Origin of the sequence: Thauera sp. WH-1 (genome assembly GCF_047806685.1) — a bacterium.
Lineage (GTDB): Bacteria > Pseudomonadota > Gammaproteobacteria > Burkholderiales > Rhodocyclaceae > Thauera.
The window spans coordinates 39,749-61,585 of record NZ_JBLQGP010000004.1; the positions used below are offsets into that span (position 1 = coordinate 39,749).

Genomic DNA, 21,837 nt, shown 5'->3' on the forward strand with positions numbered 1-21,837 from the left:
AGGGCGGCCTCAGTCCTCGCGCTCGCGGCGCTGTACGGCGTGGCGGTCGCGTGCCAGTTCGGCCAGGCTGGCGGCGAACAGGCGGCTGCCCCGGCGCAGCTCGCGCGCGGCATTGGTGGCGGCGAACACGCCGCCGCCCAGGCAGGCCAGGGTGGCCAGGCCGAGCGCCAGCAGGCGGTGTTCCTCCCAGAACAGCACGGTCAGGAAGACGAGCAGGAACACCAGGCCGAAGCCGAGCAGCAGGCCGCACAACACCACGTTGAGCGCGAGCGCGGTGAGGCGCAGCTTCTCTTCCTGGATCTCGACGGCAAGCAACTCGAGCCGGGTCTGCACGGTCTGCAGCCCGGCATCGATCATGCCGCGCAGGGTCTCGGCCAGGCGCGGCTTGCGCGCGTCGCTCATCGTCGCGGCGGGTCTCAGCGCCGACCGGACAACAGGCCGAGCAGGAAGGCCACGCCGGCGGCGATGCCCACGGCCTGCCAGGGCTTGTCGTGGACGTAGTCGTCCGTGACGCGGACCGCCTTGCGGCCGCTATCGACGATCGCGTCCTCGGCGTCCTTGAGCCGCTCCTTGGCCAGATTCAGACGTGCGCCAAGGCGCCCATGGACGTCGGCAGCCTTGCCCTTGGCGTCGGTCGCGGTGAGTTCGAGCAGCTCTTCGGCGTCGCTGATGAGGCTCTTCAGGTCGTCGATCAGCTTGTCCTTGGTCCTCTCGGTCGTCGTGCTCATGATGGCCTCCTGTGAGTGAGTGGCTATGACAATGTCGGGCCGTGAACGGCGTCGATGCCTAGGCTAGTCCGATTGGGAGGCAATGGCAATTTTGCGCAGCCGTCGTGTGTCTGCGAGCTTGTCATGCTGCAGTGCAATAAAGTGCGTATAGTGGAGTGCTGATGCAGGCTGGTTTGCCCGCGGCCTGGGTTTTCGCCGCGGCGGCGCCGTGCCGTCAGACGGATCAACCGCTCTAAGATTTCGACACACATGCCTCCTTCGTCCGATATTTCGGTTCAGCCCGGAGCCGCACTTCCCGATTACCTCAGCCGCACCTATGCCTGGGCCTACCTCGATCCGCGCACCCTGCCCTGGCTCGACCGCGCGCCGGTCGTGTCGGCGATCCTGTGGGGCAATGCCGCTCGCCTGATGCGCTGGGCGGTGGCGCAGTTCGCGCCCGGCGAGCGGGTGCTGCAGGCGGCCTGCGTGTACGGCGACTTCTCGCGGCTGCTGGCGCGCCAGGTGGGGGACACAGGTCATCTCGCAATCCGCGATGTGGCGCCGATCCAGATCGACAACGTGCGGCGCAAGCTGGCCGGTCTGGCGCAAGTGGAGGCGCGTGTGGCCAACCTTGCGCTGCCGCTCGACGAGCACTTCGATGCCGTGTGCTGCTTCTTCCTCCTGCACGAGGTGCCACCCGAGGAGCGTCGGCGCATCGTCGCCAACCTGCTGCGGGCGGTGCGGTCGGGCGGGCGCGCGGTGTTCGTCGACTACCACCGCGCCCGCGCCTGGCACCCCTTGCGCCCGGTGATGGGGCTGGTGTTCCGCTGGCTCGAACCCTTCGCCGCTTCCTTGCTGGACACCCCGATCGAATCGCTCGCCGAGGCGGCGGACGACTTCGAATGGCGCAAGGAGACGCGCTTCGGCGGGCTGTACCAGCTGGTCGTTGCCACACGGCGTTGAGCGCGGCGCGCGGCACTGCGCGCTACAGCGACCAGTCGTAGTCGACCGTCAGCGGGGCATGGTCGGAAAAGCGCTGCGCCTTGTAGACCGCGCTGCGCAAGGCCGTGCTCGCCAGCTCGGGGGTGGCGATCTGGTAGTCCAGGCGCCAGCCCACGTTCCTGGCCCAGGCCTGGCCGCGGTTCGACCACCATGTGTAGCAGTCGTCGGTGGCCTCGGGGTGCAGGCGGCGATAGACGTCCACCCAGCCTTGCTCGTCGAACAGGCGGCTGAGCCATTCCCGCTCCTCGGGCAGGAAGCCGGAATTCTTCTGGTTCGATTTCCAGTTGCGCAGGTCGATCTCGCGGTGGGCGATGTTCCAGTCGCCGCACACCACGACCTCCTGGCCGCTGGCGAACAGCGCCGCCATGTGGGGCAGGAAGCGCGCCATGAAGCCGAACTTGATCTGCAGGCGTTGGTCGGAACTCGAGCCCGAGGGCAGGTACAGCGACACCACCGACAGCTTGCCGAAGTCCAGTTGCAGGAAGCGGCCCTCGGCATCGATGTCGGCGATGCCCAGGCCTTCGATCACGCGATCGGGTTCGTGACGGCTGTAGATGCCGACCCCGCTGTAGCCCTTCTTGTCGGCGTGATGGAACCAGCCCTTGAGGCCGCCGGGCGCGCGCATCTCGGCGCTCAGGTCGGCGGCCTGGGCCTTGAGCTCCTGCACGCAGACGAAGTCCGCCTGCTGCGGCGCAAGCCAGTCGTAAAGCCCCTTGCTGGCCGCCGAGCGGATGCCGTTGAGGTTGAGGGAGATGATGCGTAACATGAGCGGCTCTGTGGATGACGCTGCATTGCAGCCAAAAGATCGTGGATTTTAGCCGGGATTTCATCGCCCTCGCCTGCCGCAAGGGCGTGCTGCGCTTCGGCGCCTTCGTCACCAAGGCGGGGCGCAATTCGCCGTACTTCTTCAATGCCGGCCTGTTCGACGATGGTGGCTCGTTCCGCGAGCTGTGCGGCTACTACGCGCGCACGATCCGCGCCTCGGGCGTGGCCTGCGACATGTTGTTCGGCCCGGCCTACAAGGGCATCCCGCTGGTGGCGGGGACCGCGATCCGGCTCGCCGAGGACGGCGTCGACCTGCCCTTCGCATTCAACCGCAAGGAAGCCAAGGACCATGGCGAAGGCGGCACGCTGATCGGGGCGCCGCTGAAGGGGCGGGTGCTGATCCTCGACGACGTGATCTCGGCCGGCACCTCGGTGCGCGAGTCGGTCGAGCTGATCCGCGCTGCCGGCGCCACACCGGCCGGCGTGGTGATCGCGCTCGATCGCATGGAGCGCGGCAAGGGCGCCTTGTCCGCGGTGCAGGAAGTGAAGGAGAGCTTCGGCATGCCGGTGATCGCAGTCGCCACCCTCGAGGATCTGATCGGCTACCTCGCCGACAGCCCCGAGCTGGCCGCCAACCTGGGTGCGGTGAAGGCTTATCGGGAGCAGTATGGGATTGCGTCGCGCTGAATTCGGCCTGGCAGCCATCGCCTGCCTGCTCGCCCTCGTCGCGTGGCCCGTTGCGGCCGCGGCGCAGACGGGCGGGCGCACGATCTATTGCTGCGACGTCGGCGGTCAGCCGGTGTGTGGCGACATCCTGCCGGCCGCCTGCTATGGCCGTGCCTACCGCGAGATGAGCCCCTCCGGCGTGGTGCGACGCACCGTGTCGGCGCCGCTGACGGCCGAGGAAATCGCCCGCCGTGCCGAGACCGAGCGCCAGCGCCGCGCCGAGGAAGCCGACCGCCTGCGCCAGCTGCGCCTCGACCAGGCCCTGCTCGAGACCTACCGCAGCCTGAAGGACCTCGACAGCCGCCGCGACCGCGAGCTGCGCGACCTCGACCGCAGCATCCGCGAGCTGCGCGAGCGCGAGTCGGAGCTGGTCGAGCGCCAGCAGGCGCTCATCAACGAGGCCACGCGAACCGAGGACAGCGCTGTCGCCGCCAGCCTGGAAGAGGACATCCGCACGCTCGACAGCGAGATCGTGACCCAGAGCCGCATCATCGCCGCCAAGCTGCGCGAACGCAGCGCCGTGCTCGACCGCTTCGAGGAGCATCGCCAGCGCTACGTCGAACTGATCTCGGTGACGCCCGACTGAAGGGCGCGACCGGGCCTTGCGGCTGCGAGCCGCGTCCAGCTGCGAGCATCGAATGACCAACCCTGTTCCTGCCGAAAAACGGGTGCGCGCAGCCTGCCCGCATGACTGCCCCGATACCTGTGCGATGGAGATCACTGTCGCCGACGGGCGCGCGGTGAAGATCCGCGGCGCCGCGGACATGCCCTTCACCAACGGCGCCCTGTGCACCAAGGTCGCGCACTACCTCGAGCGCGTCTATTCCGAGCAGCGCATCCTGCACCCGATGAAGCGCGTCGGGCGCAAGGGCGAGGGGCGCTTCGAGCGCATTTCCTGGGACGAGGCGCTCGATACCATCGCCGACCGCTTTCGCACCATCGCCGCAGACGATCCACGGGCCATCCTGCCCTACAGCTATGCCGGCACGATGGGGCTGGTGCAGGGCGAGAGCCTGGACCGGCGCTTCTTCCACCGCCTCGGCGCATCCCACCTCGATCGCACGATCTGTGCTTCGGCCGGCGCGCTGGGCTGGCGGGCCACGGTGGGGGCGTCGATCGGCACCGACCCCGAGGCGGTCGTCGATGCCCGCCTGATCCTGATCTGGGGCGGCAACCCGGTGGTGTCCAACCTGCACGGCTGGCGCTACCTGCAGGAGGCGAAGCGGCGCGGCGCCAAGCTGGTGTGCATCGATCCGCGGCGCTCCGAGACCGCCGCCCGCTGCGACGTTCATCTTGCGCCCTGGCCCGGCACCGACGGCGCGCTGGCGCTGGCGATGATGCAGGTGCTGATTGCCGAGGACCTGCTCGACCACGATTACATCGCCCACCACACCGAGGGCTTCGACGCGCTCGCCGAGCGGGTGCGCGATTTCACGCCCGAATGGGCGGCGCCGCTGACCGGACTGGCGGCCGACGTGATCCGCGCGCTGGCGCGCGAGTACGGCACCCAGTCGCCCACCCTGATCCGGCTCAATTACGGCCTCAACCGCTGCGCGGGCGGCGGCATGGCGGTGCGCAACATCGCCTGCCTGCCGGCGCTCACCGGGGCCTGGCGTCACGCCGCAGGCGGCGCGCTGCTGTCGACCTCGGGCAACTACCCGATCGACGGCGAGGCGCTCGGCCGTCCTGACCTGTATCCGCGGCACGAAGGCCGGTCGCCGCGGACGGTGAACATGTCCTTCATCGGCGAGGCCCTGCTCGAGGCGCGCGATCCGCCGATCCGCGCGCTCTATGTGTACAACGCCAATCCGGTGGCGGTGGCGCCCGACAGCAACCGGGTGAAGGCAGGCTTCGCGCGCGAGGACCTGTTCTGCGTGGTGCACGAGTTGTTCCAGACCGACACCGCCGACTACGCCGACATCGTGCTGCCTGCGACCAGCCAGCTCGAGCATCGCGACATCCACGCCAGCTACGGCCACCTGAATGTGGTCGCGAACGCGCCGGCCATCGCGCCGCTGGGCGAGGCCAGGCCGAATACCGAGGTCTTCCGCCTGCTCGCCGCACGCATGGGCTTCACCGAGCCGGCGCTGTTCGAGTCCGACGAGGACATCGCCGCCGCCGCCTTCCGTTCGAGTGACTCGCGCGCGATGGGGCTGACGGCGGAACGGCTCGAGACCCACGGCTGGGCGCGGCTCAACCTCGCCCAGCCCTTCGTCCCCTTTGCCAACGGCGGCTTTCGCACGCCCTCGGGGCGGTGCGAGTTCCGCTCGGCGCTGCTTGCCCGGCGCGGTCTCGACCCGCTGCCGGCCTGGCATCCGCCGGCCGAGTCGCCGGTGAGCAATCCGGCGCTCGCGGCGCGCTTCCCGCTCGCGCTGATCACGCCGCCGGCGCGCAACTTCCTCAACAGCAGCTTTGCCAACCTGGCGCGCTTTCGCGACGAGTTGGGTGGGCCAGTGCTGCAGATCCACCCCGACGATGCCGCCGGGCGCGGCCTGGCGAGTGGCGACCGGGTGCGCATCCACAATGACCGCGGCGAGTTTCACGCCCGCGCCGTCGTCACCACCGACGCCCGCCCCGGTGTGGTCGTCAGCCCGTCGATCTGGTGGCAGAAGTTCTCCGGCGACGGCAACAACGCCAACGCGGTGACCGCGTCGACCGCCACCGACATGGGGGGAGGCCCGATCTTCTACGACTGTCTGGTGGAAGTGGCAAAGGCATGATCGCGCAAGCGCACGTCCTCGATGCGGTCGCCACCTTGCTTGCCGAGGCCCGGCGCATCCTGTTCATCACCGGTGCGGGGATATCGGCCGATTCCGGCTTGCCCACCTATCGCGGCATCGGCGGGCTTTACCACGAGCGCCTCACCGGCGAGGGCCTGACGATCGAGCAGGCCTTGTCCGGCCAGATGATGGCCGCGCATCCCGAGATCACCTGGAAGTACCTGGCCGAGATCGAGGCCACCTGCCGCGGTGCGCGCCCGAACATCGCCCACGACATCATCGCGGCCTTCGAGCGCGAACGCCCGGGCGTGTGGGTGCTGACGCAGAACGTGGACGGCTTTCACCGAGTCGCGGGTTCGAACAAGCTGATCGAGATCCACGGCAACCTGCATCGGCTGTGCTGCACCGAGTGCCCGCATTCGCGCAGCCTGCCCGATTTCAGCGGCATGCAGATCCCGCCTGCCTGCCCGCTGTGCGGTGGCCTGATGCGGCCAAAGGTCGTGCTGTTCGGCGAGGCCTTGTCCGAGCGCGACATCGAGCGCCTGGAGGCGATTCTGGCGGGCGGGCTCGATCTGGTGGTGTCGATCGGCACCACCAGCGCCTTCCCCTACGTCGCCGGCCCGGTGCTGTGGGCCTGGCGCAGCGGCGTGCCCAGCGTCGAGATCAACCCAGGCGATACCGAGGTCAGCGCCATCGTCACCCACCGCCTGCGCATGCGGGCCGCCGAAGCGCTGCCGGAGCTGTGGCGGCGCATGCATCCCTGCGAGCCGGCCGAAGGCTGAACCTGCCGCGCCGGGCGCCGGACTTGAAGCGGACCGGCGGGCTTGTGCCCGTCCGGCCCGCCGCCGTCCGTGCTCGAGCGCTTACAGCAGCACGCGCTCGATGCCGCCGCTGTTGGCCTTGGCGACGTAATCCGGCAGCCAGTTGTCGCCCAGCAGGTGCTTGGCCAGCTCGACGACGATGTAGTCGGGCTCGATGCCGCCGGCGTCGTTGGCGTAGCGGTGCATGCCCTGCAGGCAGCTCGGGCAGGAGGTCAGCATCTTCACCTTCGCGCTGGCATCGCCCTCGCGCAGCGCGGCTGCGCCCTTCTCGATCTCCTGCTGCTTGCGGAAGCGGACCTGGGTCGAGATGTCGGGGCGGGCGACCGCGAGCGTGCCCGATTCGCCGCAGCAGCGGTCGGACAGGTCGACGCGCGTGCCCATCAGGGCGTTGGCCACCTTGATGCCCGAGTGCACCTTCATCGGCGTGTGGCAGGGCTCGTGGTACATGTACTTCACGCCATTCACGCCCTCGAGCTTGACACCCTTTTCCATCAGGTACTCATGGATGTCGAGCAGGCGGCAGCCGGGGAAGATCTTCTCGAATTCGTACTTCTGCAGCTGGTCCATGCAGGTGCCGCAGGACACGATCACGGTCTTGATGTCGAGGTAGTTCAGCGTGTTGGCGACGCGGTGGAAGAGCACGCGGTTGTCGGTGGTGATCTTCTGGCCCTTGTCCTCTTCGCCCGCGGCGGTCTGCGGATAGCCGCAGCACAGATACCCCGGCGGCAGCACGGTCTGCGCGCCGACGTGATAGAGCATGGCCTGGGTCGCGAGGCCCACCTGGCTGAACAGGCGCTCCGAGCCGCAGCCCGGGAAGTAGAACACCGCCTCCGCGTCGCCGTTGGCCTTCTTCGGGTCGCGGATCACCGGGATGACCTTGTCGTCCTCGATGTCGAGCAGCGCGCGGCTGGTCTTCTTGGGCAGATTGCCGGGCATCGGCTTGTTGATGAAGTGAATCACCTGCGCCTTGATCGGCGGCTTGCCGAGCGTGGCCGGCGGTGCCTTCACCTGCGGCTGCACCAGGCCGAACTTCTTGCCCAGCTCGTGCGCCCAGCGCTGCGCCTTGTAGCCCCAGTCCATCATGCCGATGCGCATGGCCTTGATGGTGGCCGGGTCCTTGATGGTCAGGAAGGCCATCGCCGCGGCCTTGCCGGGGTTGAAGGACTTCTTGCCCTGCTTCCTCAGCAGGTTGCGCATCTTGATCGACACGTCGCCGAAGTCGATGTCCACCGGGCAGGGCTTCTCGCATTTGTGGCAGATCGTGCAGTGGTCGGCCACGTCCTCGAACTCGGCCCAGTGCGCCAGCGACACGCCGCGCCGGGTCTGTTCCTCGTACAGGAAGGCCTCGATCAACAGCGAGGTGGACAGGATCTTGTTGCGCGGCGAATACAGCAGGTTGGCGCGCGGCACATGGGTCGAGCACACCGGCTTGCACTTGCCGCAGCGCAGGCAGTCCTTGATGTCGTGGGCGATGTCGCCGACGTCGGTCTGCTCCATGATGATGGACTCGTGGCCCATCAGGTTGAAGCTGGGGGTGTAGGCGTTGTCGAGGTTGCCGCGGATCGGACCCTTGCGCATCAGCTTGCCGCGGTTGAAGCGGCCTTCCGGATCGACCTTTTCCTTGTAGGTCCAGAAGTTGGCCATCTCGTCGTCGGTGAGGTAGTCGAGCTTGGTGATGCCGATGCCGTGCTCGCCCGAGATCACGCCATCCAGGCTGCGTGCCAGCGCCATGATGCGGTCGACCGCGCGGTTGGCGGTCTGCAGCATCTCGTAGTGGTCTGAGTTGACCGGCAGGTTGGTATGCACGTTGCCGTCGCCGGCATGCATGTGCAGGGCGACGAAGACGCGGCCGCGCAGGATCTCCTTGTGGATGTCCTGGATGCGCGCGAGCACCGGCGCGAACACGTTGCCGTCGAAGATGCTGCGCAGCTGCGGGCGCAGCTCCTGCTTCCACGACACGCGGATCGAGTAGTCCTGCAGGCGGTGGAACAGGCGCGGATTGTCCGCGCGGTTGGACAGCTCGCCGGCCTCGATGCCGTACTCGGCGAACTGCGCCTCGGCCTCGGCCAGCGGCAGGTCGAGGTTGTCGAGCAGCCACTGCCAGCGTCGGCGCACGGCGGCAATCTGCTCGAGCGCGGCATGGCGACGGTCGCCGATCAGCTCCTCGCGGCCGACGTCGGCGTCACCGGTATTGAGCGGCAGCTCGCCCCGCAGGAATGCGCTGAGCGCGTCGCACAGCGCGATCTTGTTGTGCGTGGACAGCTCGATGTTGATGCGCTCGATGCCGTCGCAATATTCGCCCATGCGCGGCAGCGGGATGACCACGTCCTCGTTGATCTTGAAGGCGTTGGTGTGGCGCGAGATCGCCGCGGTGCGGGAGCGCTCCAGCCAGAAGCGCTTCCTCTGCTCGGCGCTGACCGCGATGAAGCCTTCCGAGCCGCGCGCATTGGTCATGCGCACCACCTCGGAGGCGGCCTTCATCACCGCGTCCTCGTCGTGGCCGACGATGTCGCCGATCAGCACCATCTTGGGCCGGCCGTGGCGCTTGGCCTTGGTGGCGTAGCCCACCGCCTTGACGTAGCGCTCATCGAGGTGCTCGAGGCCGGCGAGCTGCACGCCCGTGGCGTGGCCGGCACCGCCCGGCTTGAAGTAGTCGGTGATCTCGACGATCGCCGGCACGGCTTCGCGCACCTGGCCGAAGAACTCCAGGCACACCGTGCGCGTGTGGGGCGGCATCTTGTGCAGCACCCAGCGCGCGGCGACGATCAGGCCGTCGGTGCCTTCCTTCTGCACCCCCGGCACGCCGCCGAGGAACTTGTCGGTGACGTCCTTGCCCAGGCCGACCTTGCGGCAGGCTGCGCCCGGCATCGACAGGAGCTCCTCGCCGAGCGGCCGGTAGCTGAGGCCGTCGAAGCGGCGCAGGCGGAAGCGGACGGTCTGCTGCTCGTGGATCTTGCCGAAGTTGTGGTCCAGGCGTTCGACCTCGAGCCAGTTGCCGTCGGGTGTGACCATCTTCCACCACGCCAGGTTGTCCAGCGCGGTGCCCCACAGCACGGCCTTCTTGCCGCCGGCGTTCATGGCGATGTTGCCACCGATGCAGGAGGCGCTGGCCGAGGTCGGGTCGACCGCGAACACGCGGCCGGCCGCGGCGGCGGCCTCGGATACGCGCTCGGTGACCACACCGGCGCCGGTGCGGATGGTCGGGTAGGACGCGCTCATCGGCCCATCGACGCCCGCCAGCACGATGTCCTCGACCGCGCTCAGCGCCAGCAGCTTCTCGGTGTTGATCACCACCGAACTGGCGTCGAGCGGCACGGCACCGCCGGTGTAGCCGGTGCCGCCGCCGCGCGGAATGATGGTCAGGCCCTGGGCGATGCACTCGCGCACCAGCGGCGCCATCTCTTCCTCGGTGTCGGGGTAGAGCACGACGAAGGGGTATTCGACGCGCCAGTCGGTGGCGTCGGTGACGTGCGAGACGCGGGCGTGACCGTCGAAGCAGATGTTGTCGCGCCGGGTGTGTTTTGCCAGCGCCTTGAGCACTGCCTTGCGCCGGCGCGCGGTATCGTCGAACCAGCGTTCGAAGTCCGACACCGCCTCTCGGCCGCGCACGATCAGCATGGCGACGCGGTCGTTGCCCTGGCGGCGCTTGTCGACCTCGTTCAGGCGGTGGTGGAGGGCGCCGATCAGCGCCTCGCGGCGCTCGCGGCTGGTGAGCAGGTCATCCTCGAGATAAGGGTTGCGCCGCACCACCCAGATATCGCCCAGCACCTCGTACAGCATGCGCGCGGAGCGGCCGGTGACGCGTTCGGTGCGCAACTCGTCGAGCACCGCCCAGGCCTCGGCGCCGAGCAGACGGATGATGATCTCGCGGTCGGAGAACGAGGTGTAGTTGTAGGGGATTTCGCGCAGACGTTGGCTCATGGGGATACCGGGGAAACTGCTGCAGGGAACCGCCGATTCTAGCGAACCGCAGTGCACCATGCAGCAAAAATCAAGACCTTATCGATCGGGTGGCTTAGCTGCGGGCTGCCGTCAGGGCGATCTCGATGCGCCAGCCCGGATCGACCAGGCCGGCCACCTGCACGCAGGCGCGCGAGGGCGCGCAGCCCGGCGGCAGCCAGGCCTCCCACACGGCGTTCATGCCGTCACAGTCGGCGAGGTCGGTGAGGTAGAGGGTGGCCATCAGGATGCGCGAGCGGTCGCTGCCGAGTGCATCGAGCTGGCGGGCGAGGCTGTCGAGCACTTCCTGGGTCTGCTGGCGGATGTCGCCGTCGCTGCTTGCGGGCACTTCGACGAGGTGGATCACGCCGTTGTGGATGACGGCATCGGCATAGCGCGCGGTGGTGCCATGGCGTTCGATGTCGGACATGCGGACTCCTGTTGCGAGGGTGACGGGAAAACGCGAGGTGGCCCCGAGTATAGGCCAGCACAGCTTGGACCGCCGGCCGGCGCCGAGGTGCTCAGCCCATCAGCCACAGGATCGCCGCGTAGCGCAGGCCCTTGCCGATCGCCATCCACAGCAGGCAGGCCAGCCAGTTGAGGCGCAGCACGCCGGCGGCGGCGCACAGCGCATCGCCGATCAGCGGCGCCCAGGACAGCAGCAGGCTGAGGCTGCCCCAGCGCTGCACGGTGGCGAGCCGTGCGGGCACTTCCTTGCGCGGCAGCAGGCGGCCGAGCAGGTAGGTGCTCATGCCGCCGGCGGTGTTGGCCACGGTGGCAACGATCAGCGCAGCCAGGCCGAGCTCGGGATGCAGCGCGAGCACGCCGACGAACACGGCTTCCGAGCCGCCGGGCAGCAGGGTTGCGGCGAGGAAGGCCGCCACCGCGAGGCCGCCGAGCGCGGCCAGCTCGATCGTGATCACTGGCCCGCACCTCCGCCCGCAGGGCGCCCGCCAGGCGCCGTCGAGCGACCCGCATCAATGACTTTGGCATTGACACGAAAATATGACAAACGCAGAATCAGGCTACGCATTTCGCGTATATCGAACAAGGAGGAGTCCCGATGAAGACCATTCTGTGCGCCACCGCTGCGACGCTGGCGATGATGATGCTGGTGCCCGCCGAGGCCATGGCCAATCCTCAGCACGAACGCATGAAGCGCTGCAATGCGGAGGCCAGGGAGCAGCAGCTCAAGGGCGATGAGCGCAAGGCCTTCATGAGCGGGTGCCTGAAGGGGCGTCACGACGCGGGGGCGGCGAAGCCGGCGACGGAGGCGGGCGCAGGGGCGCCCGCCGTCCAGTCCAGCCCGGTGTCGGGCGCAGCCGTGCCGGCAGTCGTGGCTGCTGCGGACGAGGAGGTGGATGACAAGGCGCGTACCCGGGCCTGCAACCAGGCGGCCACCGAGCAGTCGCTCAAGGGCGCCAAGCGCAAGGCCTTTCTCAGCGAGTGCATGAAGGGCTGATCGCGGGCGGCACGGCGTGGGGCAAGACCCCGCGCCGGCCTCACACGATGTCGAAGAAGACCAGGTCGCGCTCGATCTCGTTGGCCGAGAAGCCGCAGCCGATGCGCCCCGGCCCGTTGAGCACCAGCTTGTCCTGCTTGATGCAGCGCTCCGGCTGGCCGTCGAGGGCGACAAAGGTGCCGTTGGTGCTCTGGTCGAAAAGCACGAAGCCCTCGCGCCTGCGCTCGATGCGCGCATGCTGGCGTGACGCGCGCGGGTCCATGATCGCGAGGTCATTGCCCAGTTCCCTGCCCAGCAACAGCACCGGGCGCTGCTCCTCGACGAACAACACCTCTTCCTGATGGCGCAGGCGCAGGCGCTGCGACAGCCGCGCCGTCGGCGGGATGGAGGTGACCAGACCGCCGCGCTGGCCGATGGCGAAGACCTCGACGGGCAGCTGGCTGAAGGCCGGTTCGGCAAGCGGCTTGCTGCTCAGCAGGGGCCGCGCACTGCTGGTGAGCAGCATCGTCGCGGTGGCCGAGGCGAGTGCCTGCTCGGTGGCGCACAGGGCAGCGAGCTCAAGGGCGAAGCTGACACCTTCGCCGGCCGGGCCTGCATCGGTGAGCTCGACGATGCCGTAGTGCAGCCCCAGGCGCACCGGCTGGCGGGCGCCGCGCAGCGGCGGCAGGCTGCGGATGCGCTGCAGCGCGTCGTGGGCGGCGAGCGCGCCGGCGTCGCAGCGCTCGAAGCAGGCAACGGTGGTGCCGGTTGCGGTGAGCACGATGCGTCCGCCTTGTGCGGCGATGGCGCGCTCGATCCGGTTGGCGCAGCGCTCGGCGGCGTGAAGAGCCTCCTGCTCGCCGAGCTGCGCGGCGAGCGGCCCGTTGTCGCGGTGCAGCGCGACCAGGACGCAGAGGTTCTTCCGCTCCGACATCAGGCTTGGTCCCCGGGCATCAGCAGGCGCACGGTGGCGGCTTGGGCGCGGGGCAGCTCGGGCGGATCGAAGGCGGTGTCGCCTTCATCGACCACCGTCTGCTGGCTGAGGCCGACGAAGTCGAACAGGCGCGCGTCGGCCAGATGCGAGGGCACGACGTTCTTCAGCGCGGTGGCGAGGGATTCGATGCGGCCCGGGTAGTCGCGCGCCCAGCCCTGCAGCATGGCCTTGATCTGCTTGCGCTGGGCGTTCTCCTGCGAGCCGCACAGATTGCACGGGATGATCGGGAAGTCCATCGTGCGCGCAAAGCGGGCGATGTCGGCCTCGGTGCAGTAGGCGAGCGGGCGGATGACGACATGCTGGCCGTCGTCGCTCACCAGCTTCGGTGGCATGGCCTTGATCTTGCCGCCGAAGAACATGTTCAGGAACAGGGTCTCGAGCATGTCGTCGCGGTGGTGGCCGAGCGCGATGCGGGTGGCGCCGATCTCCCTGGCGCTGCGGTAGATGATGCCGCGACGCAGGCGCGAGCACAGCGAGCAGGTGGTCTTGCCCTCAGGGATCTTGTCCTTGACGATCGAGTAGGTGTCCTCGGTGACGATGCGGTACTCGACGCCGATCGACTCGAAATAGTCGGGCAACACGTGGTCGGGGAAGCCGGGCTGCTTCTGGTCGAGGTTCATCGCCACGATGCGGAAATCCACCGGTGCGCGCTCACGCAGCGCCAGCAGGCAGGACAGCAGGGTGTAGGAGTCCTTGCCGCCGGAGACGCACACCATCACGGTGTCGCCATCGCCGATCATGTTGTAGTCGCCGATCGCCTCGCCGACGCTGCGTTCGAGCTTCTTCTTCAGGCGCAGGAAGGTGTTGGAGTGGCGCATGTCGGCCTCGCTGCCGACGGGGGCAGGCGGGGCGACGGGGGGCGCGGCAGGGGCGGTGGCAAGGGACACGGGCGAGCTCGATCGACGGGAAAAACGAGCCGAATTATACGCCTGCCCGCTGCGGCTGCCTCACAGATGCGCACTGCGTCCGCCATCGACGGCGATGATCTGGCCGGTGATGTAGGGCGCCTCGAACATCAGGAAACGCACCGTGCGGGCGATGTCGGCGGCGCTGCCGACGCGCTTGAGCAAGGTGTGCTCGATGATCTGCGCGCGCTCGGCGGCGGAGAACTGCTCGTCCTCGGGCCAGTCGATCGGCCCGGGCGAGACGCCGTTGACCCTGACCCGGGGCGCGAGCTCGATGGCCAGGGCGCGGGTCAGCGCGCTCAGCCCGGCCTTGGCCGCGCTGTACAGCGGGTAGCGCTGCAGCGGGCGTTCGGCGTGGATGTCGACGATGTTGACGATGGCGCCGGCGCTGGCCTGCAGCGCCGGCGCGAGCGCCTGCGACAGGAACAGCGGCCCCATCAGGTTGGAGCCCATGAGCTCGTCCCAGGCGGCGCGGTCGATCTTGCCGAGCGGGGTGGCAAAGAAGCTCGAGGCGTTGTTGACCAGGCCATCGACCTGCGCGCTGCGGGCCAGGACCTGGGCGGCGATGTCCTCCGCGGCGCCGAAGCGGGCGAGGTCGCCGCCCACCGTGAAGGCGGAGTCGGGGCGCTGGCGGTTGAAGGCGGCCGCCAGGGTCTCGGCCTCGTCGGCGCTGCGGCGGTAGTGCAGGGCCACGCGCGCGCCGGCTGCATGCAGCTGGCGCGCGATCTCGGCGCCGACCCGGCGTGCGGCGCCGGTGACGAGGATCAGCGGCGCGGTGTTGCTGGCGTCGTCAACGGCCTGTGTCGAGGCGAAAAGGGGGGGGTGCGTCATCGCTTGTCCAACTCGGTTGTTCGGCCTGCCATTACAATCGCGGACTTCCGTCGCGCCGCATCGATCCTGCCATGTCTTCCCTGCCCGAACCCACTGCCGATGCGCGCGCCCAGAGCGCGCGCCTGCTCGAACTGATCGTCACCGAGATCGCCGCGGCGGGGGGCTGGATCCCGTTCTCGCGCTACATGGAGCTGGCCCTGTATGCGCCCGGCCTTGGCTACTACAGCGGCGGCGCCCGAAAGTTCGGGCCGGGGGGCGATTTCATCACGGCGCCCGAGCTGACGCCGCTGTTCGGTCAGGCCCTGGCGGCGCAGGTCGAGCAGGGGCTGCGCGCGAGCGCGCCCGAGCTGATCGAGGTCGGCGCCGGCACCGGCCTGCTCGCGGCCGACATGCTGCTCGAACTCGAGCGGCGTGACTGCGTGCCGCAAGCCTACGGCATCCTCGAGCTGTCGGGCGAGTTGCGTGCGCGTCAGTTTGACACCCTGGCGGCGCGGGCGCCCCAGCTTGCCGCGCGCGTGCGCTGGCTCGACGCCCTGCCGGATCACTTCGACGGCGTGGTGGTGGCGAACGAGGTGCTCGACGTGATGCCGGTGCATCTGGTCGTGTCGCGTGCCGAGGGGCTGTTCGAGCGCGGGGTCGCATTCGAGTGCGATGCCGCTGGTGTGCGCCGGCTGTGCTGGGCCGACCAGCCCGCCGCCGGCGCGGTGCTGGCCGCCGCGCGCGCGCTCGAGCTGCCGGTGCCGGCGCAGGGCGAATACGTCAGCGAGTTGAATCTGGCGGGCAATGCCTGGGTCCAGGCCTGGGCCGAGCGTCTGCAGCGCGGCCTGATGCTGCTGATCGATTACGGCTATCCGCGTGCCGAGTACTACCTGCCTTCGCGCGCCAATGGCACCTTGCTGTGCTACTACCGCCATCACGCCCATGGCGACCCCTTCCTGTGGCCTGGACTCAACGACATTACCGCCTTCGTCGATTTCACCGCGGTCGCCACCGCCGGCTTCGATGCCGGGCTGCAGGTGCAGGGCTATGCCACGCAGGCGCAATTCCTGTTCAACTGCGGCGTGCTCGAGTGCCTGGAGCGGCGCGGGCCGCGTGAAGGCGCGGACTACATCCGGGCGGCGCGGGCGGTCCATCGTCTGACCGCGCCGCAGGAGATGGGCGAGCTGTTCAAGGTGCTGGCCTTCACCCGGGGGCTCGATGCGCCCCTGCGCGGTTTTGCACGCGGTGACCGCCTGCACACGCTGTAGCGCCCAGGCCGCGCCGCTTGGGGCTCAGAGTTGGCGCTCGACCAGCCAGGCCTCGATGCGGGCGGCGACGTCCTGCCAGCCGTGCTCGAGCATCATGCCGTGGCCCATGTCGGGGAAGATCTCGGCCCGACGGCCATAGGTGGCCGCCGTCATATGCACCTGGTCGGCAGGGATCAGGGCGTCGTGGCTGGCGCCGAGGATCAGCATTGGCGCCTGGTGCATGCGTGCGGGGTGCGGCAGGTTGAACAGCGACATGTCCCAGATCGCACGGTGCGACTCGGGCTGGCTGAGCATGTAGTAGCGGCGCAGGTCGGCGGCGTCGACCGGCTGGTGGAACAGGGCTTCGCGCAGGCTCTCGATGTTGACGTCGTTACCCGCCATGATGGCGTTGAGGTCGGAGAGCAGGGCGGGGCGCTTCAGCATGAGACCGAAGGCCGAGCCCATCAGCCCCTGCGGCGGCACCGAGGACATCAGCACGGTGGCCGGCGCGTCGTACTGCTCGAGGTACTTCTGCACCACCATGCCGCCCATCGAGTGGCCGATCAGCACCGGCGCGGCCGGCAGCTTGGCGGCGACCTCGGCGACGTCGCGCACGTAGTCGTCGATCGAGTAGGAGTCGAGGTGTTCGCGCTGGCGGCTGCCACCGTGGCCGGACAGCGACAGCGCATAGGCGGACCAGCCGCGTGCGGCGAACCAGGGCAGGAAATGCTCTTCCCAGCACCAGGCGGCGACATAGGCGCCGTGCACGAACAGCAGGGGCGTGGCGTGAGTGGGGCGGGCGGGTGCATGGCACAGCACCTCGAGCTCACCAAAGCGGGTGGTATTCATTGTTCTTCCTTGCGGTCGAGCGCCTTCACGGCCGCGACGCGGGCAGCGTGAAGGGCCTGCGGGATCAGTGCCTTGTCACGGCAATTGCGGGCGATTGTACCCGCGTCGATCCCACGTACCGCGTGAAGCACTGCCGCCCAGCGCGCCAGCGGTGGCCAGCCCGTGACGGATTCCCGCTGGTCGCCGCGTCCGGCGTGGTCGCAGGCCGCGCCCTGCAGCATCAGCATGAAGCGCTCGGGGCGGCGCAGCGCATCACAGCGCTCGATCAGCTTGACCATGGTGTCTGCGCGCAGGCTGGCAGCCTGGCCGAGGATGCCGTGCTCGCGCGCCAGCATTTCGGCCAGCTCACGGCAGTCGGCGGGGGCCTTGAGCCGCTCCGACACTTCGCATGCGCGCCGCGCGCTGGCCAGCTCGTGCCCGTAGTGGTGCGGCAGCACGGCGGCCGGGGTGTCGCCCTTGCCTAGGTCGTGCAGCAGGCAGGCCCAGCGCACCGCCAGCGGCTGGGCCGTGGCGGCGGCCTGGTCGATGACCATCAGCACATGCTCGCCGGTGTCGATCTCCGGGTGGTGCCGAGGCGGCTGGGGGATGCCGAACAGGCGGTCGAGCTCGGGCAGGATGCGCGCCAGCGCACCGCAGTCGCGCAGGCTGCGGATCATGCGCGATGGGCGGGCCTCCATCAGCCCGCGCGCAAGCTCCTGCCATACGCGCTCGGCGACCAGGTGGTCCACCTCGCCGGCGGCCACCATCTGGCGCATCAGCGCGAGCGTCTCGGGCGCGATGCTGAAGTCGGTGAAGCGCGCCGCGAAGCGGGCCACGCGCAGGATGCGCAAGGGGTCTTCGGCAAAGGCCGGCGAGACGTGGCGAAAGAGGCGCGCCTCGAGGTCGGCGATGCCGCCATAGGGGTCGATCAGCCGCCCGTCGGCATCGCGGGCGATGGCATTGATGGTGAGGTCGCGCCGCCGCAGGTCCTCCTCGAGCGTGACCTCGGGCGAGGCATGGCAGACGAAGCCGGTGTAGCCATGCCCCGACTTGCGCTCGGTGCGTGCGAGCGCATATTCCTCGTTGCTGTCCGGGTGCAGGAACACCGGGAAGTCGCGCCCCACCGGCCGGAAGCCCTGCGCGAGCATGGCTTCCGCGGTGCTGCCGACGACGACCCAGTCGCGGTCCTTGACCGGCAATCCGAGCAGGGCGTCACGCACCGCCCCGCCCACCACATAGGCCTGCATCAGCCGTAGAGGTCCTCTTCGGGGATGGCTTCGGTCTCGGCGCGCGCGGCCGCCGCCCATTCCTGCATGTGCGCGTTGGCGAGCAGGGTGGCAGCGTACTCGCCGGCCACGCCCGCGGGCCTCACACCATAGGTCTGGAAGCGGAAGGCGACCGGCGCGAATGCGGCATCGGCGAGCGTGAAGTGGCCGAACAGGTAGGGACCGCCGCCACCGAAGCGGCCGCGGCAGTCGGTCCACAGCGCCACGATGCGCGCGATGTCGGCGTCCACCTCGGGGCTGTGGCCGAAGCCGGCGTAGTCCTTGCGGATGTTCATCGGCATGCGGCTGCGCAGGTTCTGGAAGCCGGCGTGCATCTCGGCGGTGGCCGCGCGCGCGATCGCCCGCGCGGCGGGGTCGGCGGGCAGCAGCGCCGGGGCCTTCTCGGCGAGGTATTCGCCGATCGCCAGCGAATCCCACACGGTGAAGCCATGGTCGATGAGGCAGGGCACCTTGCCCGAGGGCGAGTGCGACAGGATGCGCTCGCGGCTGCCGGGGATGAACAGCGGGATGCGGATCTCCTCGAAGGTGAAGCCGCCTTCGCGCGCGGCGAGCCAGGCGCGCAGGGACCAGGACGAGTAATTCTTGTTGCCGATGATGAGCTTCATCGTGGACTCCGGGTCACGGTGGAAAGGATCGGAATGAGGCGGTCAGCGCCGCGCCTGGCGGCGGAAGGGATAGTAATGCGCGCGCGTCGCTTCGTCGCCCAGCCAGGCCGGCGCGACCGCCTCGAGTGCGGTCGGCTGCAGGCCGAAGGGCAGCGGCTCGCCGCTGGCGACGTTGTCCGCCCGCATCGAGCGCACATTGTCGCGGCTCATCAGCGGCTGCGGCGCGAGCTCCATCAGGCGCGCCTGCAGCATTGCCAGGCCCTCGGGCAGGGGCACGATCGGACGCGGCTTGCCGATCAGGGCCGAGACGTATTCGACGAGCTGGCGCAGGGTGTACACGCTCGGGCCGGCCAGTTCATAGGTCTGGCCCACCGCCTCGGGGCGCACCAGGCTCTGCCACACGACCTCGGCCACGTCCTCCACGTACACCGGCTGGAAGCGTGCATGGGCGCCCGCCAGCGGCAGCACCGGGAACAGGGCCGCGAGCCGGGCGAACAGGTTGAGAAAGCTGTCGCCACGGCCGAACACCACCGAGGGGCGCAGGATGGTCCAGGCGATGTCGGGGCCGGCGGCGCGGATCGCGCTCTCGCCGGCGGCCTTCGAGCGCTGGTACTCCGAGGGGCCGCTGGCGCTCGCGCCCAGCGCGCTGATGTGCACCAGGCGGGTGACGCCGGCGGCGCGGCAGGCGGTGACGATCTTCTGCGGCAGCTCGACGTGGTTGCGGGCGAAGGCCGGGCCGAAGGGGGTGCCGGGGCGCGAGTGCAACACACCGACCAGGCTGACGACGGCGTCGGCGTCGGCGAACAGGCGGGCCAGGGTGGCGGGGTCATGGACGTCGGCCTCGTCCACATCGACCTTGGGCAGCAGCAGCACGTGGCCGGCGCGGCTGCGGCGGCGGGTGGGGATCAGCACTCTGACGTCCGCGGCGGACAGCCGATTGGCGATGGCGCTGCCGATAAATCCGGAGCCGCCGACGAGGACGACGCGTTTCGGGTTCATGGTTTGACTCGATCAGTGTTGTTATCGGGGTGAGAGGGCATCGCTCGGCCGAAGCTTACTCGCTGGCAGCGCCCGGGGCGATCGTGCCGAGCCGCGCCTTCAGCGACTGCGGCTGCCCTTCGAGCATTGACGCATAGACCACGGCATTGGCCAGCACCTTCTTGACGTAGTCGCGGGTTTCGTCGAAGGGGATGGTCTCGGCATAGATCGCGCCTTCCAGCGGTTGTGCATCGCGCCAGCGCCGTGCGCGCCCCGGCCCGGCGTTGTAGCCGGCGCTGGCGAGCACCGGGTGGTCGTCCAGCCCTTCCATGATCAGGCGCATGTAGCTGGTGCCGAGCAGCACGTTGGTATTGGGGTCGGTGAGCAGGCGCGGGTGGTAGTTCGACAGGCCGATGCGGTTGGCGACCCACTTGCCGGTGTCCGGCATGACCTGCATCAGGCCCTGGGCGCCGGCGCTCGAGCGCGCAGGGATGACGAAGCGGCTCTCCTGGCGCATCAGGCCGTACACCCAGCCCAGGTCCAGGCCCTGCGCGCGCACCTGGGGTTCGATGAGGTCGCGATAAGGGGTGAGGAAGCGCAGCTCGAAATTGCTGCGCGGGTTGGCAAGCTCGGCGGTGTTGATCGCGCGATCGTAGAGTTCGTGGCGCAGCGCGAGGTGGGCCGCGGCCAGACGGAATTGTTCATCGCGGTTGCGCACGCCCCATACCCATTCGCGGAGGGCCTCGGTGCGCATGTCGAGCTGATACAGCGCGAGCGCGCGGCGCAGGCTCGGGTCGCGTTCGGCTTCGTCGAGCTTGGCCCGTGGCAGCGGCGCGGTCGACGGCGGCGGCATGAAGAGCTGGCCGAACTCCTCGGCGGCGAGCATGCCGTAGAAATGCGGCTCGCCGGCGATGCGCAGGTAGAGAGACTCGGCCTCGTCGCGGTTGCCGCTGGCGGCATGGGCGCGCCCGAGCCAGTAGAGCCAGTCGGGACTGTCGCGCTCCTCGGCCGGCAGGGCCTCGATCGCGCTGCGCACCGCGCGCCAGTCCTGCGCGCGCAGGGCGGCACGCACGCGCCATGCGCGCTGCATCGGGGTGGTGTCGATGCTGCCGGCGGCCGCATACAGGGCCATGGCCTCCGGGCGGCGGCCGATCGCGGCGTGCATGGCCATCACCAGGTTGGCGTAGTTGCGCTCCTCGGCGCTCAGGCGGTCCTGGATGCGCAGCAGCCGGAGCTGGGCTGCGGGCCAGTCCTCGCGGGTGAGGCGGACCAGCGCGGCCAGCGCGAGCTCACGCCCGGCGCGGCTGACGGCGAAGTTGGCCGGCAGGCGATCCAGCCAGGGGCCCGGCGAGCGGATCGCCTGGTCGAGGTCGGCGCGCGCCGGCGCCATCTCTGGCGGCAGCAGGGCCAGGCTGGCGAGGGCATCGTTCGGGCTGCGGGTGTCGATCTGGCGGCGGATGCGCCACCACACGCGATCCTCGCTTACGCTGCCGCGCTCGACGGCGGCACTCAGCGGCATGTCGCAGCTCGCCGGGGCCGACTGCAGCGCGTCCCATTGCGCCGCCACCTCGGCGAGGGCGCTGGCGTCGCCGGTGAGCAGGCGGGCGGTCCACGCCGAGCAGCGCAATTCCGCATCCGGATTCTGCAGCTCCGGGAACAGGGCGACGAAGCCGGTCCAGTCGCCATCCCTGGCCATGCGCCGCAGCCAGTCCGCGCGCAGGCGCTCGGCGAGGTGGCTGCCGTCCTCGGCGTCGATGAAGTCGCGCAGGGCGCGCGCCGGCGGCGGTTCGCTGCGCGCAAGCAGGTTCACAAGCAGCCAGTAGCGCGGGTAGATGTCCAGCACATGCGGCTCGCGGACCGCCGCGAGTGCCTCCAGGCGGGCACGATCCCCCTTGCGCAGGGCCTCGCGTGCGGCGACGATACGGTCCGCCCCCGAGACCGCCGCCATGGTGTTGGCGGGCTGTGCGCTGGCTTTTCCGGGCAGCAGGAATGCTGCGGCGAACAAGCTTGCCCAGAATGCTTTTCTCATACCCTACGACGCCTCCTATTCAAGGCCTACCATA

The 21,837-nt window shown here is 69.4% G+C and carries 21 protein-coding genes; 7 read left to right on the top strand and 14 right to left on the bottom strand.

The genetic code is table 11. The annotated features are described in order from the left end of the window. Window positions 1-9: 9 nt before the first annotated feature. Both ACMV5O_RS05765 and ACMV5O_RS05770 read right to left on the bottom strand, forming a co-directional pair. Window positions 10-402, bottom strand: coding sequence for a phage holin family protein (locus ACMV5O_RS05765; RefSeq protein ID WP_416162599.1), 393 nt, complete (start codon window positions 400-402; stop codon window positions 10-12). Between the two features lie 14 nt (window positions 403-416). Continuing rightward, window positions 417-728 carry a DUF883 family protein gene (locus tag ACMV5O_RS05770; RefSeq protein ID WP_324536685.1) on the bottom strand — a complete coding sequence of 104 codons (312 nt, stop codon included), beginning with the start codon at window positions 726-728 and terminating at the stop codon, window positions 417-419. Window positions 729-977: 249 nt separating this feature from the next. Between ACMV5O_RS05770 and rquA the strand changes: the two genes are divergently transcribed. Further along, window positions 978-1,670 carry a rhodoquinone biosynthesis methyltransferase RquA gene (gene rquA, locus ACMV5O_RS05775; protein ID WP_416162600.1) on the top strand — a complete coding sequence of 231 codons (693 nt, stop codon included), beginning with the start codon at window positions 978-980 and terminating at the stop codon, window positions 1,668-1,670. A 22-nt stretch (window positions 1,671-1,692) separates the two neighbouring features. Here rquA and ACMV5O_RS05780 read toward each other — a convergent pair whose 3' ends face one another. After that, window positions 1,693-2,475, bottom strand: a complete 783-nt coding sequence (locus tag ACMV5O_RS05780) for an exodeoxyribonuclease III (protein ID WP_416162601.1) — start codon at window positions 2,473-2,475, stop codon at window positions 1,693-1,695. 38 nt (window positions 2,476-2,513) lie between these two features. On the opposite strand from ACMV5O_RS05780, the gene pyrE reads away from it, so the two are divergent. From pyrE to ACMV5O_RS05800, 4 genes are read left to right on the top strand one after another with little or no spacing between them, the layout of a single operon-like run. After that, window positions 2,514-3,161: an orotate phosphoribosyltransferase gene (pyrE, locus tag ACMV5O_RS05785; RefSeq protein ID WP_416162776.1), complete on the top strand. Its 648-nt coding sequence runs from the start codon at window positions 2,514-2,516 to the stop codon at window positions 3,159-3,161. Beyond that, the gene (locus ACMV5O_RS05790; protein WP_416162602.1) at window positions 3,142-3,786 is read left to right on the top strand and encodes a hypothetical protein; all 645 of its coding nucleotides are present in this window, start codon (window positions 3,142-3,144) and stop codon (window positions 3,784-3,786) included. The genes pyrE and ACMV5O_RS05790 overlap by 20 nt, the downstream gene beginning before the upstream one ends. 52 nt (window positions 3,787-3,838) lie before the next feature. Next, window positions 3,839-5,920 (top strand): molybdopterin-containing oxidoreductase family protein, encoded by a 2,082-nt coding sequence (locus ACMV5O_RS05795; protein WP_416162603.1) that lies wholly within the window; start codon window positions 3,839-3,841, stop codon window positions 5,918-5,920. Next, window positions 5,917-6,702, top strand: coding sequence for an NAD-dependent deacylase (locus ACMV5O_RS05800; protein ID WP_416162604.1), 786 nt, complete (start codon window positions 5,917-5,919; stop codon window positions 6,700-6,702). The genes ACMV5O_RS05795 and ACMV5O_RS05800 overlap by 4 nt, the downstream gene beginning before the upstream one ends. 81 nt (window positions 6,703-6,783) lie before the next feature. On the opposite strand, the gene ACMV5O_RS05805 is transcribed toward ACMV5O_RS05800, so the two are convergent. The 3 genes from ACMV5O_RS05805 to ACMV5O_RS05815 form a co-directional block, all read right to left on the bottom strand. Then, window positions 6,784-10,662, bottom strand: coding sequence for a DUF3683 domain-containing protein (locus ACMV5O_RS05805; protein WP_416162605.1), 3,879 nt, complete (start codon window positions 10,660-10,662; stop codon window positions 6,784-6,786). A 94-nt stretch (window positions 10,663-10,756) separates the two neighbouring features. Further along, window positions 10,757-11,110, bottom strand: coding sequence for a RidA family protein (locus ACMV5O_RS05810; RefSeq protein WP_416162606.1), 354 nt, complete (start codon window positions 11,108-11,110; stop codon window positions 10,757-10,759). Between the two features lie 91 nt (window positions 11,111-11,201). Further along, complete coding sequence (locus ACMV5O_RS05815; protein WP_416162607.1) at window positions 11,202-11,603, bottom strand: YqaA family protein; 402 nt, start codon at window positions 11,601-11,603, stop codon at window positions 11,202-11,204. A gap of 140 nt (window positions 11,604-11,743) precedes the next feature. Between ACMV5O_RS05815 and ACMV5O_RS05820 the strand changes: the two genes are divergently transcribed. Further along, window positions 11,744-12,142 carry a PsiF family protein gene (locus ACMV5O_RS05820; RefSeq protein WP_416162608.1) on the top strand — a complete coding sequence of 133 codons (399 nt, stop codon included), beginning with the start codon at window positions 11,744-11,746 and terminating at the stop codon, window positions 12,140-12,142. A gap of 40 nt (window positions 12,143-12,182) precedes the next feature. Here ACMV5O_RS05820 and ACMV5O_RS05825 read toward each other — a convergent pair whose 3' ends face one another. From ACMV5O_RS05825 to ACMV5O_RS05835, 3 genes are all read right to left on the bottom strand, one after another. Continuing rightward, complete coding sequence (locus ACMV5O_RS05825) at window positions 12,183-13,055, bottom strand: FHA domain-containing protein (RefSeq protein WP_416162609.1); 873 nt, start codon at window positions 13,053-13,055, stop codon at window positions 12,183-12,185. After that, a complete protein-coding gene (gene ttcA, locus ACMV5O_RS05830; RefSeq protein WP_416162777.1) occupies window positions 13,055-13,933 on the bottom strand; it encodes a tRNA 2-thiocytidine(32) synthetase TtcA in 879 nt (292 codons plus the stop codon). The genes ACMV5O_RS05825 and ttcA overlap by 1 nt, the downstream gene beginning before the upstream one ends. Before the next feature lie 129 nt (window positions 13,934-14,062). Continuing rightward, entirely contained in the window at window positions 14,063-14,851 is a 789-nt protein-coding gene (locus ACMV5O_RS05835; RefSeq protein ID WP_416162610.1) for a pteridine reductase, read from the bottom strand. A gap of 71 nt (window positions 14,852-14,922) precedes the next feature. Here ACMV5O_RS05835 and ACMV5O_RS05840 point away from each other — a divergent pair, with 71 nt between their 5' ends. Then, a complete protein-coding gene (locus ACMV5O_RS05840; RefSeq protein WP_416162611.1) occupies window positions 14,923-16,098 on the top strand; it encodes a class I SAM-dependent methyltransferase in 1,176 nt (391 codons plus the stop codon). Between the two features lie 24 nt (window positions 16,099-16,122). Here ACMV5O_RS05840 and ACMV5O_RS05845 read toward each other — a convergent pair whose 3' ends face one another. From ACMV5O_RS05845 to ACMV5O_RS05865, 5 genes are read right to left on the bottom strand one after another with little or no spacing between them, the layout of a single operon-like run. Next, the gene (locus ACMV5O_RS05845) at window positions 16,123-16,926 is read right to left on the bottom strand and encodes an alpha/beta hydrolase (RefSeq protein ID WP_416162612.1); all 804 of its coding nucleotides are present in this window, start codon (window positions 16,924-16,926) and stop codon (window positions 16,123-16,125) included. Continuing rightward, window positions 16,923-18,152 carry a multifunctional CCA addition/repair protein gene (locus tag ACMV5O_RS05850; protein WP_416162613.1) on the bottom strand — a complete coding sequence of 410 codons (1,230 nt, stop codon included), beginning with the start codon at window positions 18,150-18,152 and terminating at the stop codon, window positions 16,923-16,925. The genes ACMV5O_RS05845 and ACMV5O_RS05850 overlap by 4 nt, the downstream gene beginning before the upstream one ends. Beyond that, the gene (locus tag ACMV5O_RS05855) at window positions 18,152-18,796 is read right to left on the bottom strand and encodes a glutathione S-transferase family protein (RefSeq protein ID WP_416162614.1); all 645 of its coding nucleotides are present in this window, start codon (window positions 18,794-18,796) and stop codon (window positions 18,152-18,154) included. Before ACMV5O_RS05855 ends, ACMV5O_RS05850 begins: the two co-directional genes overlap by 1 nt. A gap of 42 nt (window positions 18,797-18,838) precedes the next feature. Continuing rightward, window positions 18,839-19,795 (bottom strand): complex I NDUFA9 subunit family protein, encoded by a 957-nt coding sequence (locus ACMV5O_RS05860; protein ID WP_416162615.1) that lies wholly within the window; start codon window positions 19,793-19,795, stop codon window positions 18,839-18,841. A gap of 55 nt (window positions 19,796-19,850) precedes the next feature. Further along, on the bottom strand, window positions 19,851-21,803 hold the full coding sequence (locus ACMV5O_RS05865; protein ID WP_416162616.1) for a transglycosylase SLT domain-containing protein: 1,953 nt from the start codon (window positions 21,801-21,803) through the stop codon (window positions 19,851-19,853). Window positions 21,804-21,837 lie beyond the last annotated feature (34 nt).

Excerpts from the sequence above, each read along its gene's own strand:
- ACMV5O_RS05765 (WP_416162599.1), bottom strand. The coding sequence starts at position 402 with ATGAGCGACGCGCGCAAGCCGCGCCTGGCCGAGACCCTGCGCGGCATG.
- ACMV5O_RS05770 (WP_324536685.1), bottom strand. The coding sequence starts at position 728 with ATGAGCACGACGACCGAGAGGACCAAGGACAAGCTGATCGACGACCTG.
- rquA (WP_416162600.1), top strand. The coding sequence starts at position 978 with ATGCCTCCTTCGTCCGATATTTCGGTTCAGCCCGGAGCCGCACTTCCC.
- ACMV5O_RS05780 (WP_416162601.1), bottom strand. The coding sequence starts at position 2,475 with ATGTTACGCATCATCTCCCTCAACCTCAACGGCATCCGCTCGGCGGCC.
- ACMV5O_RS05790 (WP_416162602.1), top strand. The coding sequence starts at position 3,142 with ATGGGATTGCGTCGCGCTGAATTCGGCCTGGCAGCCATCGCCTGCCTG.
- ACMV5O_RS05795 (WP_416162603.1), top strand. The coding sequence starts at position 3,839 with ATGACCAACCCTGTTCCTGCCGAAAAACGGGTGCGCGCAGCCTGCCCG.
- ACMV5O_RS05800 (WP_416162604.1), top strand. The coding sequence starts at position 5,917 with ATGATCGCGCAAGCGCACGTCCTCGATGCGGTCGCCACCTTGCTTGCC.
- ACMV5O_RS05805 (WP_416162605.1), bottom strand. The coding sequence starts at position 10,662 with ATGAGCCAACGTCTGCGCGAAATCCCCTACAACTACACCTCGTTCTCC.
- ACMV5O_RS05810 (WP_416162606.1), bottom strand. The coding sequence starts at position 11,110 with ATGTCCGACATCGAACGCCATGGCACCACCGCGCGCTATGCCGATGCC.
- ACMV5O_RS05820 (WP_416162608.1), top strand. The coding sequence starts at position 11,744 with ATGAAGACCATTCTGTGCGCCACCGCTGCGACGCTGGCGATGATGATG.
- ACMV5O_RS05825 (WP_416162609.1), bottom strand. The coding sequence starts at position 13,055 with ATGTCGGAGCGGAAGAACCTCTGCGTCCTGGTCGCGCTGCACCGCGAC.
- ttcA (WP_416162777.1), bottom strand. The coding sequence starts at position 13,933 with ATGCGCCACTCCAACACCTTCCTGCGCCTGAAGAAGAAGCTCGAACGC.
- ACMV5O_RS05835 (WP_416162610.1), bottom strand. The coding sequence starts at position 14,851 with ATGACGCACCCCCCCCTTTTCGCCTCGACACAGGCCGTTGACGACGCC.
- ACMV5O_RS05840 (WP_416162611.1), top strand. The coding sequence starts at position 14,923 with ATGTCTTCCCTGCCCGAACCCACTGCCGATGCGCGCGCCCAGAGCGCG.
- ACMV5O_RS05845 (WP_416162612.1), bottom strand. The coding sequence starts at position 16,926 with ATGAATACCACCCGCTTTGGTGAGCTCGAGGTGCTGTGCCATGCACCC.
- ACMV5O_RS05850 (WP_416162613.1), bottom strand. The coding sequence starts at position 18,152 with ATGCAGGCCTATGTGGTGGGCGGGGCGGTGCGTGACGCCCTGCTCGGA.
- ACMV5O_RS05855 (WP_416162614.1), bottom strand. The coding sequence starts at position 18,796 with ATGAAGCTCATCATCGGCAACAAGAATTACTCGTCCTGGTCCCTGCGC.
- ACMV5O_RS05860 (WP_416162615.1), bottom strand. The coding sequence starts at position 19,795 with ATGAACCCGAAACGCGTCGTCCTCGTCGGCGGCTCCGGATTTATCGGC.
- ACMV5O_RS05865 (WP_416162616.1), bottom strand. The coding sequence starts at position 21,803 with ATGAGAAAAGCATTCTGGGCAAGCTTGTTCGCCGCAGCATTCCTGCTG.